We start from the raw sequence: 18,358 nt of genomic DNA on the forward strand, positions 1-18,358 counted from the left end.
AGGGGTAAGTCATGACTGGACGGGTAGAGGGCAAGGTCGCCTTCGTCACCGGGGCTGCGCTGGGTCAGGGCCGTAGCCACGCGGTGCGGTTGGCGCAGGAGGGCGCCGACATCATCGCCATCGACGTCTGCAAGCGGGTGGTGGAGACCAGCCCGATCCCGGCGGCCACGCCGGAGGATCTGGCCGAGACCGCCGATCTGGTCAAAGGCCTCAACCGGCGGATCTTCACGGCCGAAGTCGACGTGCGGGACTACGAGGGGCTCAAGGCCGCAGTGGACGCCGGCGTCGAGCAGCTGGGCCGGTTGGACATCATCGTCGCCAACGCCGGCATCGGCAACGGCGGGGACACCTTGGACCAGTGCAGCGAACACGACTGGCAGGAAATGATCGACGTGAACCTGTCCGGCGTATGGAAAACGGTGAAAGCCGGTGTGCCGCATCTGATTGCCGGCAAGAAGGGTGGCTCGATCATCCTGACCAGCTCGGTCGGCGGGTTGAAGGCGTATCCGCACTGCGGTAACTACGTCGCGGCCAAGCACGGTGTCGTGGGCATTATGCGTTCGTTCGCAGTTGAGTTGGGACACCACATGATTCGGGTCAACTCGGTACATCCCACGCACGTGAGCACCGGCATGATCATGAACGAGGGCACCTGGAAATTGTTCCGCCCCGACTTGGAGAACCCGGGCCCCGACGACATGGCCCCGATCTGTCAGATGTTCCACACGCTGCCCGTGCCGTGGGTGGACGCGGAGGACATCAGCAACGCGGTACTGTTCTTCGCTTCGGATGAGTCCCGCTACGTCACTGGTGTCACCCTGCCCGTCGACGCGGGGAGCTGCCTCAAATAGGGTTCGCCCTATGGAGAGTTTCGACGGGCGCGGGGCGGTCATCACCGGCGGGGCCAGCGGAATAGGGCTGGCCACCGCCACCGAGTTGGCCCGACGCGGTGCGCGATTGGTGCTTGCCGACGTCGACGGACCGGGTTTGGAACATGCCGTCAATCAACTGCGCGGCGACGGTGTCGACGCGCACGGCGTGCTGTGCGATGTCCGTCATCTGGAGGAGATGCAGCACCTCGCCGAGGAGTCCTTCCGGCTGCTCGGGCAGGTCGACGTGCTGTTCAGCAATGCCGGCATCGTGGTGGCGGGCCCGATCGCCGAGATGACCCACGAGGACTGGCGCTGGGTGATCGACATCGACCTGTGGGGTTCGATCCACGCGGTCGAGGCCTTTCTGCCGCGGTTGCTGGAGCAGGGCACCGGCGGTCACATCGCGTTCACCGCCTCCTTCGCCGGGTTGGTCCCCAATGCGGGGCTCGGCGCCTACGGGGTGGCCAAGTACGGGGTGGTCGGTCTGGCCGAGACGCTGGCCCGTGAGGTCAAGGGCAACGGCATCGGGGTGTCGGTGCTGTGTCCGATGGTGATCGAGACCAAGTTGGCGTCCAACTCCGAACGCATCCGCGGTGCGGACTACGGTCTGGTGTCCACACCCGACGGGACGGTGGCCGGGCTGCCCGAGCAGGATGGCACCCTCGGGGTGGCAGAGCTGGCCCGACTGACCGCCGATGCGATCCTGGCCAACCGTCTGTATGTGATCCCGCATGAGGCGGCCCGCGCCTCCATCCGGCGCCGCTTCGAGCGCATTGACCGTACCTTCGACGAGCAGGCCGCCGAGGGCTGGCGCCACTAGCGCGCGCGAAATCGTCGCAGCCATGCAGGAAGTCACCGGCACCGACCTCGGTGCGGCGTTCGACGAACTCGATGCCAGGATCGAGTCGGGCATGAAAGCCTATGCGATTCCGGGCGTGGCGGTCGCCGTCTGGGCGGACGGCCAGGAATACGTAAAGGGTTACGGGGTAACCAATGTCGACTATCCATTGCCCGTGGACGGTGACACCCTATTTCGAATCGGCTCTACTACGAAGACTTTCACCGGAACGGTGGTGATGCAGCTGGCCGAACGGGGCATGGTCGACCTGGATTCGCCGGTCCGCCGTTACATCCCCGACTTTGCGGTTGCCGACCCGTCGGTGAGCGCCGCGGTGACCGTGCGGCACTTGCTCAATCACACCTCAGGATGGGATGGCCGCAACGGGCAGGACTTCGGGCGCGGTGAGGACGCGGTGGCCCGCTACGTCCGAGCGATGGCACGGCTACCTCAGCTGACTGCGTTGGGAACGGCGTTCGCGTACAACAACTCAGGACTAGTGGTCGCGGGGCGGATCGTCGAGCTTGTCACCGGCACCAACTACGAGACCGCCGTGCAGCAACTGCTGCTCGAACCTCTGCAGCTGACCCGCAGCCGCTACTTCTCCGACCAGATCATCGGTCTGAATGTGGCGGCACCCCACGGTGTCATAAACGGCAAACCCGTTGTCGACACCGGATTCTGGGCATTCCCACGTAGTTGTCACCCGACCGGGGGGTTGATGTCCACCGCGCGAGATCTTCTGTGCTACGCGCAGTTCCACCTCGGCGATGGCCGGGCGCCCAATGGAGAGCGGGTCCTGAGCCGACAATCACTGGAGGCGATGCGCTCCCATCCCGGTGCGGGCGGGACGCTCTGGGTCGAGCTGACCGGCATGGGCGTGACCTGGATGCTGCGGCCCTCCGCGCAGGGTGTGACCATCGTCGAGCACGGCGGCACCTGGAAGGGTCAGCGCTCCGGATTTATCATGGTGCCCGATCGCGACTTCGCCATGACGGTGCTCACCAACTCCGATGGCGGATTTCATCTGATCAACGACCTCTTCGCCCGCGACTGGGCACTGCACCGATTCGCCGGCGTCACCAACCTGCCCGCCATACCGCGCCGCCTGGACGCAGCCGACCTGGCACCCTACGCGGGTCGGTACATCGCCGAGCAGGTCTCTCAGGACGGCAGCCGCGAACAAACGGTCATCGACCTAAGGGTGCAGGACGGCAAGCTCGCCGGCACCTTGGGCGCCGGCGACGCCGACCCGGAGGGCCAGCACAGCGTCGAGTTGGGACTCGCTTTCTACCGGCCGGACTATGGGCTCGACCTCGGACCCGACCAGCAGCCCACCGGCAGTCGATCCAACTTCGTCCGCGGACCAGACGGCGACATCGTCTGGTTGTGCAGCCAACACGGGCGCCTGTTCCGGCGTCAGCGACACTAGGCTGAGCTGATGTCCCGCGCCGACGATGACACCTGGGATCTGGCGTCCGGTGTCGGTGTCACCGCGACCATCGTCGCTGCCGGGCGGGCAATGGCCACCAAGGATCCGCGCGGGTTGATCGACGACCCGTTCGCCGAACCCCTGGTCCGCGCGGTAGGACTGGATCTGTTCACCAAGATGATGGACGGCGAAGTCGACATGTCCACGATCGCGGCCGTTTCACCGGCCGTGGCGCAGGCGATGGTCGATGGAAATGCGGTCCGCACCAGATACTTTGACGACTACGTCCGCAATGCCACCGACAGCGGAATTCGACAGGTGGCGATCCTCGCGTCCGGGTTGGATGCTCGGGCCTACCGGTTGCCGTGGCCGGCCGGGACCGTGGTCTACGAGATCGACCTCCCCCAGGTGATGGAGTTCAAGACGAGGACCTTGGCCGAACTCGGAGCCAGGCCCACCGCAATTCGGTGCCCGGTGTCCGTCGACTTGCGCGGAGATTGGCCGACGGCTGTGCAGGCCGCCGGCCTTGACCCGGCAGCACCGACGGCGTGGCTGGCCGAGGGCCTGCTGATCTATCTGAAGCCGCAGGCGCAGGACCGGCTCTTCGACCACATCACCGAACTCAGCGCCACCGGCAGCAGAATCGCCACCGAATTCGTCACCGGCATAGCGGATTTCGACGCCGAGCAGGCGCGGACCATATCTGACCCGTTTCGCAGTCACGGTGTCGACATCGACTTGGCCTCCCTGGTCTACACGGGCCGGCGCAACCATGTTCTGGACTACCTGGGCGCCAAGGGCTGGCGCCTCGAAGGCATCCCGCTGGCCGAACTGTTCCGGCGCAGCGGCCTTGCTGCACCCGCTGCCGACGACGACACCGTCTTCATCAGCGGTGACCTGACCGGTCGATGATCGACTGCGCGCGATGGAAAATCAGTTTCACGCACTACGACCATTTCGTGTGCGATTCTTGATGCGCTGGCCCGAAGGAGGATGGTGACGCGTACAGACGACGACAACTGGGACCTGGCCAGCCATGTCGGCGCGACCGCGACGCTGGTGGCCGCGGGCCGGGCGCGGGCTACGAGTGCCGCACTGATCGAGGACCGGTTCGCCGAGCCGCTGGTCCGTGCGGTGGGCATCGAATTCCTGACCCGATGGGCCACCGGGGAACTGTGTGCGTCCGACGTCGATGAGCCCGAAGCCGCCTGGGGCCTACAGCGGATGACCACCGAGTTGGTGATCCGCACCCGCTACTTCGATCAGTTCTTCGCCGACGCGACAGCCGCCGGGCTTCGGCAGGCGGTGATCCTGGCCTCCGGGCTCGACTCGCGCGGCTACCGACTGCCGTGGCCGCCGGGCATGACGGTGTATGAGATCGATCAGCCGGATGTACTGCAGTTCAAGGCCGAAACCCTGGCGCAGCTGGGTGCTGAACCGACGGCGAACCTGCGGATGGTGCCGGCCGACTTGCGTCACGACTGGCCGGCCGCGTTGCTGGGGGCCGGATTCCAGCCGGCGCTGCCGACCGCCTGGATCGCCGAAGGCCTGTTCGGTTATCTGCCCCCGGAAGCCCAGGATCGACTGCTGGACAACGTCACTCGATTCAGCGCACCGGCCAGCCGGATGGCGGTGGAGAACTACGTCGGGTCGTCGGACCTGGACTCGGCACGGGTCGAACAGATCATCCGTGCTGCGACTCGCACCTGGCGCGACCACGGATTTGATCTGGACATCTGGTCGCTGAACTATTCCGGTGTCCGCAGAGACGTTTCCGAGTACCTGGCGAACTACGGGTGGACATCAGTGGGCACCACGGCCGCGCAGCTGCGGGCCGATCATGACCTGCCCGCGATGGATGGCAGTTACGTCCCGCCTTCCGACAAGCCCAGCTACTACACATCGGTGCTCGCGTGATCGCCGCCATCCGGCGGAGTCCATGATGCGGGTTCTGGGAGTGACGCGTGCCCACAATGCCGGAAAGACCTTGGCCGGCACCTTGGACTCGCTGGCCACGTTCTGTGACGACATCTACGCGATCGACGACCGCAGCACCGACGACACCGCGGCGATCCTGGCGAGCCACCCCAAAGTCACCAATGTTGTTCGCGCACGGCCAGATCTACCTCCGACGCCCTGGTTGATCCCCGAGTCCACCGGGCTGGAGTTGCTCTACCGGATGGCCGACTTCTGCCGTCCGGACTGGATGGTGATGGTCGACGCCGACTGGGTTTTCCAGATCGACATCGACATCCGTGACGTGCTGGCGCACACCCCCGATGACGTTACGGCGTTGATGTGCCCGATGGCCTCCCGCTGGGATGATCCGGACTACCCGGACATGGTGCCGGTGATGGGCACCGCCGAGGCACTGCGCGGGCCGTTCTGGCGGTGGCGCCCCGGCCTGTATGCGGGACCCAAGCTCATGCACAATTCACACTGGCCGGCCAACATCACCGACCACGGTCGCATCGGGCAGCTCGACGGAATCCGGTTGACCCACAACGGCTGGTCGACGTTGGCGGAGCGGATTTCGAGAGTCCAACACTACATGCGGCTCGATCCGGATTTCCGGCACAACTTCGGTGTGGCCTACGATCGCTCGCTGCTGTTCGGCTACGCACTCGACGAACTCGACCTACTGAAGGCCGATTACCGACGGCGGGTGCGCGGCGACTTCGACCGGGCCGAGCCGGGTGTCCGGTTGCCGGTCGAGGCGGAGCCGCGCGCGATCGGCCGCGGCTACGGACCCCGGGCGGACGGTTTCCATCCCGGTGTCGATTTCGCCGCTGACCCCGGCAGCCCGGTCTACGCTGTTATATCTGGAATTGTCTGCCGCGCAACCGAAATCAATGGTCTCTACTCGGTGGCCATCGCTGACAGCGATACCGAGATCCGCTATACGTTTCGGCCCGGCGATGACAGCCGACCCGCAGTCGGCGACCGGATACGTGCGGGTACCCCGATCGGCTGCCTCGGCGCCGACGACCGGGACGGTTACCTGCACTTCGAGACGCGGATCGGCGGTGCGCACGTCAATCCGCTGCGCTTCTTGGGCAACATGGGGCTGCGGCCCTGGCCGCCGCCGGGCCGGCTGCGCGCGGTATCGGGCAGCTACCCGCCGGCCACACCGTGCACGATCACCGCCGACGGATGATTGTGGGCGACCTCGGCGCGGCTGCTCGTCCGGTAGGCGTCGATCCGTTCCACCAGGCTTCGGCCCGCCCGGATTGTGGAACGGACCTCCTGTAGCAGTTTGGCGGGATGCTGTAGGTCCATCTCGTGCAGTCCCTCGTACCGGTCGATGCCGAAGCCCGCTGTCTCGATCCGGATTCCGAACGGCAGGGTCAGCGTTCGCAGCGCGTCGAAGTGCTGATAGGGGACGAACGGCTGACCAGTCGCAAACAGACAACTCGACCGCTGCATGGCCAATGTCCGTGCGGTGAAGGTAAACGTATCCGCAGAAGTGGCGCGGCGGTTGTTCGGCTCCGGCGACGGCGCCTCGATCAGTGTGATGGGCAGCCCGAGATCGTTGGTGTCTTCGCCGAAGTGCCACACCAACTGCCCCCGATGCGGGTCGTCGACCAGCTGCCGCGCGCGCCGAACCACTTCGGAGGTATCCATCCCGAACGCGGCGGCCGCCGCGGTGGCCAGCAGGTCGAATTCGGTACGCGCGCCCGGGGCGCAGGACGCGACCGCATCCTGTTCGGTCGACAACAGCCGCCGGGAGGCGGCGGCAAGCACGATATGGGCGACGCGATTCTCGCCGGCGAGTTCCCGCGCCCACCTGGCTCGGAGCAGGTTCGAGTAGCGCCCGGTGCCGATCACCAACATGTAGTCGAATGTGTCTGCAGCGGGACGCGATTCATGTGTGAGGCCCAGCCGCCGGGCCAGCCTCGTTATCGTCGCGAGTTGCTCGTCCGGCATTTCCAGCGGGGGGATCATCCACCGTGCCCCACCGTCGGCGTCCTGGCACTGCACTCGCCGACCGCTCGAACGTGCCCTCGCCCGTCCCCGGTAATCCCATACCTCGCTGAACTCGTCCAGGAAGGCCAACCGGGTTGCCAGATCGTCGTGCCGCGGCACAACTCCACCGAACATCGCAACCAACTGCGCCAGCGCGTCGTGGGCACTCCACGCGTCGACCTTCGCGCGCAGCGACGTCAATGATTCCCCGTCGAGCCCGCCCGCACGCATCGACGTCTCAGCCGGACCATTCACTTCAGGTTCCTCGCCTCCGAAGATCCGTTGCTGGTAGGGCCGGCGGCGGGGGTCAGGACGCCGCTGCAGCCGTCTTGTTCGTAGGAGTAGCGGGGTTGGTCCTTCGCCCATTGGATATAGCGGTCGATGCCGTCCCAAATGTCGACTTCGGGCCGGAATCCGATGCTTCTGGCGAGGTCGATGTTGGCCGGAAAACGTGCGACTTCGCCCGGACGCGCGTCGTGGCGGGTGATCTCGGCGCCGAACTTCCCGGCTATGTATTCGACGATGTCCTTGACTCTGGTGTCTTTGCCACTTGCGAAGTTGATAGCCCGTCCACGAAGTGCGGTGTTCTGCAGGACGAGGTTGTAGGCATTGACGATATCGCTCACGTACAAATAGTCGCGAGTCGCCGAACCGTCGCCGAAGATCGTCAGATTTTCGCCGTTGACCGCCTGCCGGACGAGGCGCGGAATAAGAGCACCGAATCGCCCGGTTTTCTGGCGCACCCCGAAGATATTGAATGGTCGGACGATGGTGACGTCCAGACCGTAGGAGCGGTAGTAGGAGTAACACAACCGATCGGCCGCCGCCTTCGAGGCGCCGTAGGGGCTGTTCGGTTTCAGTTCCGCGCTCTCGTCAAGAAGCTCACCTTCCTGCAGATTGTGCCCGTCTCCATATACTTCGCAGGTCGAGACGTAGATCAACCGGTTCTTGTAGCGCCGAACCGCCTCGAGTACGCGGTAGGTACCCATCACGTTGGTTTCGAGGAAGCTCTCCGGATCACCGAGCGACTGGTCGACATTGATGTTGGCGGCCAGATGGAATACGACGTGATGATCGCGAACCGCGCGATGGACCATTTCCCCGTCGGTCACCGACCCCGAAATAAAAGCGGCTCGCTCGTGCGAACGAAAATCAGCGGTATTTCGCCTCGCGCTCTTCGATGACGTATTCAGGACAGTCACCCAGTGCCCGTGGTCGAGTAGTGACTCCGACAGATGACTGCCCTGGAAGCCTGCGCCCCCGGTGACAAGTATTTCCATCCGACTCATTCCTCACCTGTTAGCTGTGTCACACGAGCCTAATAGATGCCGCCGCCGAAGTCAGGGCATTTCGTCCCACTCGAAGATGAGACAAATATGCCCGCCGTGCGGCCGCGTCGACGCTGCTCAGGAACTAACGTGGGCCGAGCTGGTAGTCGCCGGTTTCCGGGTTGCGGTGCCAACCACTGGACGCATGCGTGCCGCCGTCGACATGGATGGTCTGTCCGGTGATGTAGCTCGCCAGGTCAGATGCGAGAAAAACTGCGGTGCCGGCGATCTCGTCGACGTGACCGGGACGACCCAACGGAACGACGTTGCCGATCGCGGCTATCGCATCGACCCCGCCGAGCTGCGCCAGGCCCTCGGTGAGCGTGATGTCGGGTGCGATGGCGTTGACCCGGATGCGGTGCGACGCCAGTTCCAATGCGGCGGTCCTGGTGTAGTTGATCACGCCGGCCTTGGCGGCGGCGTAGGCCGCATAGCCTGGTGCGGCGCGCACCCCCTCGATAGAGGTGACCGCTATGATGCTGCCGGCCAGCCCGGCGGACACCATCAGCCGGGCCACCCGTTGCGTGCACAGCAACACATGCCGGAGGTTCGCCCGATACAGCGCGTCCCAACCGTTTTCGGTGGTATCCAGCAGCGGTGAGGAGAACACCCCACCGGCATTGTTCACCAGGATCGTCGGCGTGCCCAGCTCGGCTGCAGTGCGCTGCAGGGCGGCGTCGACCTGACCGCCGTCTCGTACGTCGGCCGTGATGCCCAGGGCACCAATAGATTCCGCGGCTTGCGCACAGCTGTCCGGGTTGTGTTCCCAGATGGCCACCTTGGCGCCGAAGGACACCAGACCCGCGGCGATACCGCGGCCGATGCCCGCTCCGCCGCCGGTGACAACTGCGACGCGGTCGGTCAGCAGGATGTTGGACGGGTCGATAGCCACCGTCACCGCCTGCGAATCATGCTGGTGCCCGGCCGATCACACCGTCGGCCTCCAGTTCGGCGATCTGCGCCGCGGTCAACCCCAGATCGGTGAGCACCTCGTGGTTGTGCTGCCCCAGCAACGGTGCGGGCCGGGTGTGGAATCGGTCGGGGCCGTCGGACAACCGCATGGGCACGGTGCTGAGCCTAGCCGAGCCGTGCACCGGATGATCGACGACTTCGAAGAAGCCGCGGGCGGCCAGCTGGGGTAGTTCGGTCTGCCGGTGCGGTTGCATCACCTTGGCCACCGGAACCCCGGCGTCCCAGAGCATCCCGACGATCTCGTCACCGGTCCGTTGCCCGCACCACGCGGACAGCCGTTCGTCGATCAGGTCTGCGTGTTCGCGTCGGCCGGCGATGGTGTCCAACCGCGGATCCATTGCCCACGTTGGTGATCCGAGTGCAGTCTGCAAGCAGCGCCAGTGTTCGTCGGTGGCCACCGCGACCGCGACCCAGCTGTCCAGCCGTCCGAACTCATCGATCTCGTTGGTGCGGTACAGGTTCTGCGGCGCGGCGGTCGGCCCACGGTTGCCGGCTCTTTCCAGCAGGGCGCCGTAGGCGGAGTACTCGATCAACTGCTCGGCGGCGATGTTGATTGCGGCGTCCACCATCGCCGCCTCGACCAGCACGCCCTGCCCGGTGCGGCGGCGGTGTTCCAACGCCAGCAGCAGCGCGTTGAGGGCGTGCACGCCGGCGTTGGGGTCACCGACCGAGTACGGCTCGAACGGGGTGCGGTCGGGGTAACCGGTCAGCCAGCTCACCCCCGACGCCGACTCGATGACGTAGGCGAAGGCCGGGTTGTCCCGCCACGGACCGTCCAAGCCGAAACCGGGCATCCGCAGCATCACCGCGTCCGGCCGAAGAGCCTGCACCGCAGCGAAATCCAAGCCGATCTGGTCGAGCACCCGGGGGGTGAAGTTCTCCGCGACCACATCGCAGGTGGCGATCAGCTGCCGCAGCAGGTCCCGCCCTCGTGGACTCTGCAGGTCCAGGGTCACGCCCTTCTTGTTGGTGTTCAGCGCCGCGAAGATCGGCGACTTCTCCCACCACCGATCCACGGTGGCCGGGATTCCGGCGATCAGCCGGGTGCCGTCGGGACGCCGGGTGGATTCCACGTGGATCACCTCGGCGCCCAGCATCGCCAGAAAGTGTGTGCAGGACGGGCCCGCCCAGAACGTCGTCATGTCGAGGACCCGTATGCCGCTGAGTGGTAACACTTCGGCACGGGCTGCCGGCGCCGGGCGCGTGGACGGGTCGATGGAGCGCCACTGCTCGGTGTGTTCGCCCAGTCGCGGAGCGGGCCCGGGCGGCCGCAAGCGCGCCGGATGCATCCGATACGGATGGCCCGGTTGGGCGAATCCGTCACGCGGGTTGGACATGAATGAGCCACGCTCGACGAAGTGGTCCAGCGTTGCGATGTTGGCGCCGTTGGCCACTGGTGCGTTCGGTATCCGGAAGGCGGTGGCCAGTTCGCGAATCTCGTCCACCGGATGGCTGCGTACCCACGCGTAGATCTCGTCGGCGTGGATGTTGGCCTGCTCGGTGATGGACAGCGAAGAGTTCTCGTCGATCCACTCGTCGTGGCCGACCATCGCACACAGGTCGAACCACTGTTGGGCGGTGCCGCATCCGAGGTCGACCAGCCCATCCTGAGCGGCCGCCACGCCAGGGACGGTGGGCCGGCGGGCATCCCGCCACGGCCGCCCCAGCATCTCGAAGAAGGACACCGGATAGTAAGTGAGACAGAGGATCTGGGTCTCCAGCATCGACATGTCAATGAGCTCACCAACCCCGCGGTACCGCGCGGTCAGGGTGGCGGCGCTGGCGTAGGCGCCGGCCAGATACTCCCCCACCTGGCCGCCGACGTAAACCGGGGCGCGGTCGGCCACCCCGCGGCCCAGCCCGATGATCCCGCCAGACCAGGCCTGCAGCGTGAACTCGGTCGCCGCACGGTCTCGCCAGGGGCCGTGCAGTCCGAACGGGGTGATGGCGGTGACGACGAGATGCGGAAACCGCGACCGGATCTTTTCTGGAGCAACCACTTCGGCCACCGCGGACCCGGGCGACCAGATCACCGCGTCGGCCGCGGCCAGCAGCCGATCGAGCAGGTCCAGGTCGGCGTCGGGATCCACCACGACGCTGTGCTTGGAGCCGGCCAGAAAGCTGAACAAGGCGCCGTCGCCCTGGACCGGCGCGCCCGAGGCCGACCAGGAACGCAGCGGATCACCGTCGGGGGGTTCGACCTTGACGACGTCGGCACCGCCATCGGCCAGCAACTTCGTGCAGTAGGCGCCCGCGATCCCGCTGGACAGGTCGATCACCAGCAGACCGGTCAACGGCGATTCGACCACTAGCGCTTCTTCTTTCGACCATTGCCCTTGCCGGCGCGTGCCTTCTTGCTCAACCGCCAGTCCGGGGGGAACTTGTCGTCGTTGTCCTTGACCGCGCCCCCCAGGCCTTCGTCGATCGCCCCGGCCAGTGCGAAACCACCCGGGTCGGCCTGTGCGGCACCGCCGGCGGATTCGAAGAAGCCACTGAGCACGCTGCCCAGGTATTCACCCTGGAACTGTTTCATGATCTCGAAGAATGTCTTCTGCATGAAAACCGTGTCGGTCGGCCGGTTTCGGGCACACGCCAGCGCGTACTTCGCCACTTCGGCCTCGAGATCCGCCCGGGGCACCACGCTGTTCAGGAAGTTGCAGTCGTACATCTCCGCGGCGGTGAAAGCACGTCCGGTATAGACCATTTCCTGAAATTTGCGGATGCCCATGGTCTGCGCCCACCACCACATGCGCGGTCCCCAGCCGTAATAGCGGAAGGACGGGTGCCCGAACAGAGCGTCGTCGCTGGCGATCACCAAGTCGGCGTCGGCGGCCTGATAGAAGTGCCAGCCGTAGCAGTACCCCTTGGCCTCCACGATGCTGATCTTCTTGAAGTCCTGCAGGCCACGTATCCCTGAGTTCGGATTCGCATACCACGCTCCGATGGAGGCACCGTGGCGAAACGAGCCTTTCGGTGGATAACTGACTTCCCTTGCGGCGATCCCGAATTCGGCGAGCAGCGGCTCGGGCTCGACCGCGTCCTTGGCTCGGATGAACTCCACGAGATCTGCGCCGGAGCCGAGGTCGGGCCCTTCGCCGCGAATCACCACGACCTTGACGTCGTCGTCGATGCCGGCCCTGTGCAACAGGGCGGCGTAGCGCCGCCGGGCCGCGATGGTGGGCGCGTTCAGATACTCCGGCCGGTCGAAGGTGATGGTGGCGATGCGGGTCTCGGCGTCCTTGTCATATCGGATCAGCTTGTCCGCCTTGGCCCCCATGCTCAGCCGTGCCAGGCCGGACTGGCAGTCAGCACTTCGGGACCGTCACGGGTGATCAGCACCGCCTCGCGTCCGAAGACCGCGCCGACGCCCGGTTCCCAGACGTAACCGGTGACCGCAAGGACCATCCCCGGCTCCAGTCGCTCACCGTGCGCCGTGCCGGGTAGGCGAGCGGAGACGACAGGCGGGTCGAAACCCATCCCCAGTCCGCGGGCCACCGGCATCGGCGGTGCCGGCTCCCCTGCGGCCTGGTAGGCCGCCAACAGCTCACCGGCTCCGTTGCCCGGGCTGCACGCCGCTACCAATTTGCCCCACAGGCGATCCCAACGCGCGAATATCGCCGGCGCACCGGCAACCGTTCCCACCGGCCAGGTGCGGCCCACCTCGCCGATGTAGCCACCGGCCACCACACCGGCCGACAGCGCGACGAGGTCGCCGGGCTGCACCCCACCGGGGTTGCCGGCCCGCCGCCAGGGATGCTCCCGCGACGTCACCCACGCCACATCCTGATTCGACGGGGTGCTGACTCCGCCGGCGGCCAGCGCCTCCAGCAGCACCCCGGCCAGGGTCTGCTCGGTCACCCCGGGCCGCAGTTCGGCCACCGCGACGGCCAGCGCCGCCTCGGCCACCGCGACCGATTCACGCAGGGCGGCGATTTCATCGTCGGTCTTGATCCGGCGGGCAGCACGCATGGCCAGTTCGCCGTCCACCAGTTCAGCATTCGGGAAGGCGGTGGGCAGCAACTGCGCGAAAACCGGTGAGAGCGCGTCGGTTCCGACCCGGCGAGCGGTGTCGGCACCCTCGATGCGCCGCAGCGCGGCGATGGTGTTCACCGGATTCCACGAGATGCCGTACAGGTTCTCGTGCGGGATGTCGTCGGGCACCCCTTCGTCCCACGTGCTGAGCAGGTGGATCGCGCCGGTAGCACGCACCAGCACACAGGTGGGCCCGAACGGGCGGGTCCCCGCCACCCAGAGCTGTGGTGCGCCGGTGACGTAGCGGACATTGGCCTGCCGGCCCAGCACCAGCACGTCCAGGTCGTGTTCGGCCATCTGGGCCAGCGCGCGTTCCCGACGACCCAGGCGCAGTGCCCTGTCGTCGGCCAGAACCTCAGTCGCCATAGGGGCGGTATGGGTAGTTGGTCAACCTCGTCGAGCCTTCCTCGGTGATCACCAGGACCTCCTCGCTGCGGTAACCGCCGGTGCCGTCTTCCCACACCACCGGTTCGACCACCAGCACCATGCCGGACTGCAGCACGAAGTTCTCGTCGAACTCGTTGCCGAGATCCGTTCCTATCATCGGCATTTCGGCCGCGTTGACGCCGATGCCGTGACCCAGGTAGAAGTGCGGCAGCCACGGCCGGGCACCGCCGTTGGCTTCGATGGCCGCCCGGCCCAGGTCAGCGGCGGTGACGCCGGCGCGGGCCACGTCCAGCACCGCGTCCATGATGTGCCGCCACTTGTCGAACTGCGCCTGCTGCCGCGGCGACGGATCCTGCCCGACGATCCAGGTCCGTCCGAAGTCCGAACAGTAGCCCTGGTAGGTGATGCTGACGTCGGTCCACAACACGTCGCCTTTGCCGAGTTCGCGCTCGGTACTGAGCAACGGCAGCGCGAGGTCGCCGTGGGTGGTCCACACACCCTCGGCCTTGCTGCGCGGCATCACCTGCCAGATCGGTTCCAGCATGCTGGCCATCGCACCCAGTTCGAAGGCCCGGCGCAGGAAGCGGCCCGACAGGTCGATCTGACGGATGCCGGGGGCAAGTGCCTGCTGCACTTCGACCATCGCCTCGTCGGTGATCCGGACCGCGGTGCGGATGCAGGCGAGTTCGTCGACGGTCTTGACCACCTTGGCGGCACTGACCACCGCGGCCGCGTCGACGGGAGCACCGTGGGGAAACAACGACTTCCGTGCGCGCGACATGGCACCGGTGAGTTCGTCGACCGCGACGGTCGACCCGGTCGGGACCAGTTCCGCGAGCTGCCGGGCGAAATCTGCCACCCCCTCGTCGAATTCGAGGTACACCGGACCATGCAGATGGTCGGTGGGCAGGTCCGACTCCTGCACGGCGCCTTCGCGGAAGGGCAGGAACAGGTGCGGCCACGGGTCGTCGGCGAGCACCACGGCCACCGGCCGCTCGACATAGGACAGCCCGGCATCACCCAGCGGCCAACTCGTTCCGGTGGCGTAGACGACGGCGTTGTTGCCGAGCAACACCAAGGCATCGACGCCGCGATCGGCCATCGCGGTGCGCAACCGCGCGCCCGTCTCGCGCCGCAGCCGGGTCAGGTCGGGAGTTTCCGGGATCGCCAGCCCGCCAATGGTTTCGGTGACTGTGCTCACAAGCCCAGGAATTCGCTGATGTTGCCGCTGACCACCCGGGCGGCCTGCTCCGGTCCGACCGCCTCGACGACGGCCGCCAGCGACTTCTCCGAGTACCCGTAGGTACTTTCGTTGTGCGGGTAGTCGCTGGACCACATGACCTTGTCGACACCGATCCGGTCGATCAATTCCAGACCCAGCGGATCGACCATGAACGAGGCGCTCATGTGGGTGTCCCAGTAGTAGCGCACGTCGTGCTCCAGCGGCCGGTTGAACATGTGCTGGTAGGAGGCCACCAGGTGCTCGGCATCCTGCAAAGCCCACGGCACCCAGGCGATTCCGCCTTCGAACCAGCCGATCCGCAGCCCGGGGTGATCGTCCAGAATTCCGGTAAAAAGGTACTTCGCGAACTGCTCGCGAAAGCCGTCGATGTTGATCATCATGCCGACGACGACGCTGTTGAACTGGCACGGCGTTTTCGGCGGAGTCTCCCCGATGTGATGTGTGACCGGAAGCCCAGCGGCCTCGATTTCGTCCCACACCGGCTTCATGGCGGTACTGCCGTAGTCGATGATGTTTCCGTCGTCGTCCTTGCCCGGGTTCAGCGGCAGCAGAAATGTCTTGAGCCCCAACGACTTCAACTCGCCTAGCGTCCGGCGAGTGCCCTCCGGGTCCCACCAGTTGATCAGTCCGGCACCGTAGAAATGCCCGTTGGAGCGCTCCTGCAACTCCGCGATGTACTCGTTGTAGATGCGGAAGGTGATTTCGCGCAGCTTCTTGTCCGGGTAGTGGAACAGCGCCAGCACGGCGTTGGGGAAGGCGAGTTCCTTGTCGACACCGTCTTCGCGTAATTCCTGAATGCGCGCGTCGATGTTGGTGCTGGCGGCCCCGGGCAGGTCGTCGTACTGCATGAGCACGGCACTGAAGTCGCCGGGCAGGAACGACTGGCCCTTGCGACCGACCTGATACGCACCGTCCTCGTACCAGATCCGGGGTGCCTTGTCCTTGAGGTCGTCCGGGAAGCGCTCGTAGAAGATGTCCGCGGCCAGCGAGATGTGGTTGTCGGCGGAGAACACCTCCGTGCCGGCGGGCAGGCCGACATTGCTGCCGAGGGCGTGGCCTTTGCGACCTTTCGGTGCGCCAAAGCCTTTCGGGGGATAGAGCGTGCTTGTCATCATTGACCTCTCTCGGGCTGTGAAAGGGCTTACCAGCTGATCGGTAGTTCGTGGACGCCGTAGGTGAGCCGGTCGTGCTTGAACGGGATCTCCTCGAACGGGACGGCCAGCGTCATGGTGGGAATCCGCTGGAACAGAGTGCGGAACACGATCTGCAGCTCCGCGCGTGCCAGCTGTTGACCGACGCACTGGTGCCGGCCGTAACCGAAGGCCACATTGCGGTCCGCGTTCGAGCGGTGTAGGTACAGGCGGTCGGGGTCGGTGAACGCTTTGCCATCCCAGTTCGCCGGGGCCAGATCGATGATGATCCCCTCGCCCGCGCGAATGACCTCACCGGCGATGGGGATGTCCTCCACGGCGACGCGGCGCTGACCGTTCTGGATGATGCTGAGGTAGCGCAGCAGTTCCTCCACCGCATTGGCGACGATCTTGGGGTCGTCGGCATCCCGGATGGCCGGCAGCTGGTCGGGATTCTGCAGCAGTGCAAGGACGCCGATCCCGATCATGTTGGCGGTGGTCTCGTGCCCGGCCATCAGCAGGCCGCTGGCCAACTGGGTGGCCTCCTTGAGGCTGAGTTCACCGGCCTTGACTCGCTCGGCCAGGTCGGAAACCGCGTCCTCAGCGGGGTTTTCCATCTTGGTCTCGACCAATTTGGACAGGTATTTGTACAGGCTCATCGCGCCCTTGACGGTGTCCTCGCTGGTCGCGTAGCGAGCGAGGCCGACATTGGCGTGCTCCTGGAACATCTCGGCGTCCTCGTAGGGCACCCCCAGCAGTTGGCTGATCACCAGCGACGGGATGGGCAGCGCGATAGCAGCGACGAGGTCGGCCGGCTGCGGGCCCGCGAGCATCTTGTCGATGTGGTCGTCGGTGATCTGTTGAATCGCCGTGCGAAGACCCTCTACGCGCCGGAAGGTGAAGGGCTTGGACAACATTCGCCGGAATCGGGTGTGCTCTTCGCCGTCGGAGGTGAAGACTGATCGCGGCCGCTTGTGCACTGTGGACAGCATGCGTTCGTTCCAGTGCGGGAAGCCAGGAATCCGGTCGTCGACGCTGACCCGCGAATCCGAGAAGAGCTCCCGGCACTGCTCATAGCCGGTGATCAACCAGGGGGTGCTGCCGTCCCAGATCCGTACCCGGGAAAGCGGTTTGGCAGCGGCCAGCGCCATCACGTCCGGGGGCGGCGCGAACGGGCACCCAGCTGCCCGGACCATCGGATATTCGGGGATGTCGGTGTCGGTGGTGGTGTCTGTGAGTGTGTCGGACACGTTCACTCCTCGATCTGGATGGCCAGTGCCGGGCAGAAGGCAGCGGCTTTGCGGGCGCCCTCGGCCTGGTCGGCGGGTGGCGTTGGGTTGAGCAGGACGACGACACCGTCCTCGTCACGCTGGTCGAATACTTCCGGCGCATTCATCACGCAGTTGCCCGACGATGCGCAACTGTCCTGGTCGACGGTGATTTTCATCGGCCCGGCTCCTCGTCCACCGGAGTGACGGGCGCCAACCACAGGCCCACGATCGCGTCGATCAGTCCGGTGGCCGCCGCACGCCAGGACGGCCGCGGCGTCGAGGCGCCTTCGGCCAGCGCCCGCTCGAGATCGGCACAGGTGTGCATCAACAGGTTGCGCGCCATGATGTTTCGTTCGGACCGCACGGCGATCGGCAGGTCCGGTAGGCAGCTGTTGATGCCGTCGATCACCCGAACCAGCGACGACGAGCTCAGTGCGTCCTTGACGACGATGTTGTGGTAGGCCGGGTCTGTCATGGCCTGGGCGGCGAAGCGGGCGTACCAGGTGGGGTTGCCCAGGGCCTCGAGGTGCTCGGTGAGCGGGCAGACCAGACAGGCCACCCACCCCCGCATCCCCACGGCATCCGGCATCGCCGCGACCATCTGCATGCGCAGCTGCTCGATCGGGCCGCGATGCTTCTGCTCGATCGCCCGTACCAGGTCCGCTTTGGTGCCGAAGTGGTATCCGACCGCCGCGTTGTTGCCCTGCCCGGCGGCCTCGCTGACCTGCCGGTTGGACACGGCGAACACCCCGTGCTCGGCGAACAGTCGCTCGGCGGCAACCAGGATCGCCTCCTGCGTGGAGCTGGCCCGGTCGCTGCGCACGGCTCGGCCGACGGTCGTCATGCCGCCCAGTCAACCCGTCACCGGGTATTAAGTCAAGCGATTG

17 protein-coding genes are annotated in these 18,358 nt (G+C 66.0%); 6 read left to right on the forward strand and 11 right to left on the reverse strand.

The features are described 5' to 3' along the window. Positions 1-11 precede the first annotated feature (11 nt). From AC5Y5Z_RS09950 to AC5Y5Z_RS09975, 6 genes are all read left to right on the forward strand, one after another. Positions 12-851: a mycofactocin-coupled SDR family oxidoreductase gene (locus AC5Y5Z_RS09950; protein WP_463827230.1), complete on the forward strand. Its 840-nt coding sequence runs from the start codon at positions 12-14 to the stop codon at positions 849-851. Between the two features lie 10 nt (positions 852-861). Beyond that, a complete protein-coding gene (locus tag AC5Y5Z_RS09955; RefSeq protein WP_463827229.1) occupies positions 862-1,692 on the forward strand; it encodes an SDR family NAD(P)-dependent oxidoreductase in 831 nt (276 codons plus the stop codon). A 22-nt stretch (positions 1,693-1,714) separates the two neighbouring features. Further along, positions 1,715-3,142, forward strand: a complete 1,428-nt coding sequence (locus AC5Y5Z_RS09960; protein WP_499924901.1) for a serine hydrolase domain-containing protein — start codon at positions 1,715-1,717, stop codon at positions 3,140-3,142. Positions 3,143-3,151: 9 nt separating this feature from the next. Further along, the gene (locus tag AC5Y5Z_RS09965) at positions 3,152-4,054 is read left to right on the forward strand and encodes a class I SAM-dependent methyltransferase (RefSeq protein WP_499919227.1); all 903 of its coding nucleotides are present in this window, start codon (positions 3,152-3,154) and stop codon (positions 4,052-4,054) included. 84 nt (positions 4,055-4,138) lie between these two features. Continuing rightward, a complete protein-coding gene (locus tag AC5Y5Z_RS09970) occupies positions 4,139-5,059 on the forward strand; it encodes a class I SAM-dependent methyltransferase (protein ID WP_463827226.1) in 921 nt (306 codons plus the stop codon). A 25-nt stretch (positions 5,060-5,084) separates the two neighbouring features. After that, a complete protein-coding gene (locus AC5Y5Z_RS09975; RefSeq protein WP_499924904.1) occupies positions 5,085-6,299 on the forward strand; it encodes a peptidoglycan DD-metalloendopeptidase family protein in 1,215 nt (404 codons plus the stop codon). Here the strand turns inward: AC5Y5Z_RS09975 and AC5Y5Z_RS09980 are convergent. From AC5Y5Z_RS09980 to AC5Y5Z_RS10030, 11 genes are all read right to left on the reverse strand, one after another. Then, a complete protein-coding gene (locus AC5Y5Z_RS09980) occupies positions 6,257-7,339 on the reverse strand; it encodes a hypothetical protein (protein WP_499924969.1) in 1,083 nt (360 codons plus the stop codon). The genes AC5Y5Z_RS09975 and AC5Y5Z_RS09980 overlap by 43 nt on opposite strands. A gap of 20 nt (positions 7,340-7,359) precedes the next feature. After that, positions 7,360-8,388 (reverse strand): NAD-dependent epimerase/dehydratase family protein, encoded by a 1,029-nt coding sequence (locus AC5Y5Z_RS09985; RefSeq protein WP_499924906.1) that lies wholly within the window; start codon positions 8,386-8,388, stop codon positions 7,360-7,362. A 133-nt stretch (positions 8,389-8,521) separates the two neighbouring features. Then, positions 8,522-9,328, reverse strand: a complete 807-nt coding sequence (locus AC5Y5Z_RS09990) for an SDR family NAD(P)-dependent oxidoreductase (RefSeq protein WP_499924908.1) — start codon at positions 9,326-9,328, stop codon at positions 8,522-8,524. 16 nt (positions 9,329-9,344) lie between these two features. Continuing rightward, positions 9,345-11,717, reverse strand: coding sequence for a CaiB/BaiF CoA-transferase family protein (locus AC5Y5Z_RS09995; protein WP_499924910.1), 2,373 nt, complete (start codon positions 11,715-11,717; stop codon positions 9,345-9,347). Beyond that, positions 11,717-12,685, reverse strand: a complete 969-nt coding sequence (locus AC5Y5Z_RS10000; protein ID WP_499924911.1) for an enoyl-CoA hydratase/isomerase family protein — start codon at positions 12,683-12,685, stop codon at positions 11,717-11,719. Before AC5Y5Z_RS10000 ends, AC5Y5Z_RS09995 begins: the two co-directional genes overlap by 1 nt. A gap of 2 nt (positions 12,686-12,687) precedes the next feature. Then, on the reverse strand, positions 12,688-13,806 hold the full coding sequence (locus AC5Y5Z_RS10005; RefSeq protein ID WP_499924913.1) for a M24 family metallopeptidase: 1,119 nt from the start codon (positions 13,804-13,806) through the stop codon (positions 12,688-12,690). Next, on the reverse strand, positions 13,796-15,028 hold the full coding sequence (locus AC5Y5Z_RS10010; RefSeq protein ID WP_463827219.1) for a M24 family metallopeptidase: 1,233 nt from the start codon (positions 15,026-15,028) through the stop codon (positions 13,796-13,798). Before AC5Y5Z_RS10010 ends, AC5Y5Z_RS10005 begins: the two co-directional genes overlap by 11 nt. Further along, the gene (locus AC5Y5Z_RS10015; protein ID WP_499924915.1) at positions 15,025-16,185 is read right to left on the reverse strand and encodes an amidohydrolase family protein; all 1,161 of its coding nucleotides are present in this window, start codon (positions 16,183-16,185) and stop codon (positions 15,025-15,027) included. The genes AC5Y5Z_RS10010 and AC5Y5Z_RS10015 overlap by 4 nt, the downstream gene beginning before the upstream one ends. Positions 16,186-16,211: 26 nt before the next feature. Beyond that, positions 16,212-17,450, reverse strand: a complete 1,239-nt coding sequence (locus tag AC5Y5Z_RS10020) for a cytochrome P450 (RefSeq protein ID WP_499924916.1) — start codon at positions 17,448-17,450, stop codon at positions 16,212-16,214. A 2-nt stretch (positions 17,451-17,452) separates the two neighbouring features. Next, a complete protein-coding gene (locus tag AC5Y5Z_RS10025) occupies positions 17,453-17,647 on the reverse strand; it encodes a ferredoxin (protein ID WP_463827216.1) in 195 nt (64 codons plus the stop codon). Then, positions 17,644-18,315, reverse strand: a complete 672-nt coding sequence (locus tag AC5Y5Z_RS10030) for a TetR/AcrR family transcriptional regulator (protein ID WP_499924918.1) — start codon at positions 18,313-18,315, stop codon at positions 17,644-17,646. Before AC5Y5Z_RS10030 ends, AC5Y5Z_RS10025 begins: the two co-directional genes overlap by 4 nt. Positions 18,316-18,358: the final 43 nt, after the last annotated feature.

Source organism: Mycobacterium sp. NGS29 (genome assembly GCF_059812965.1).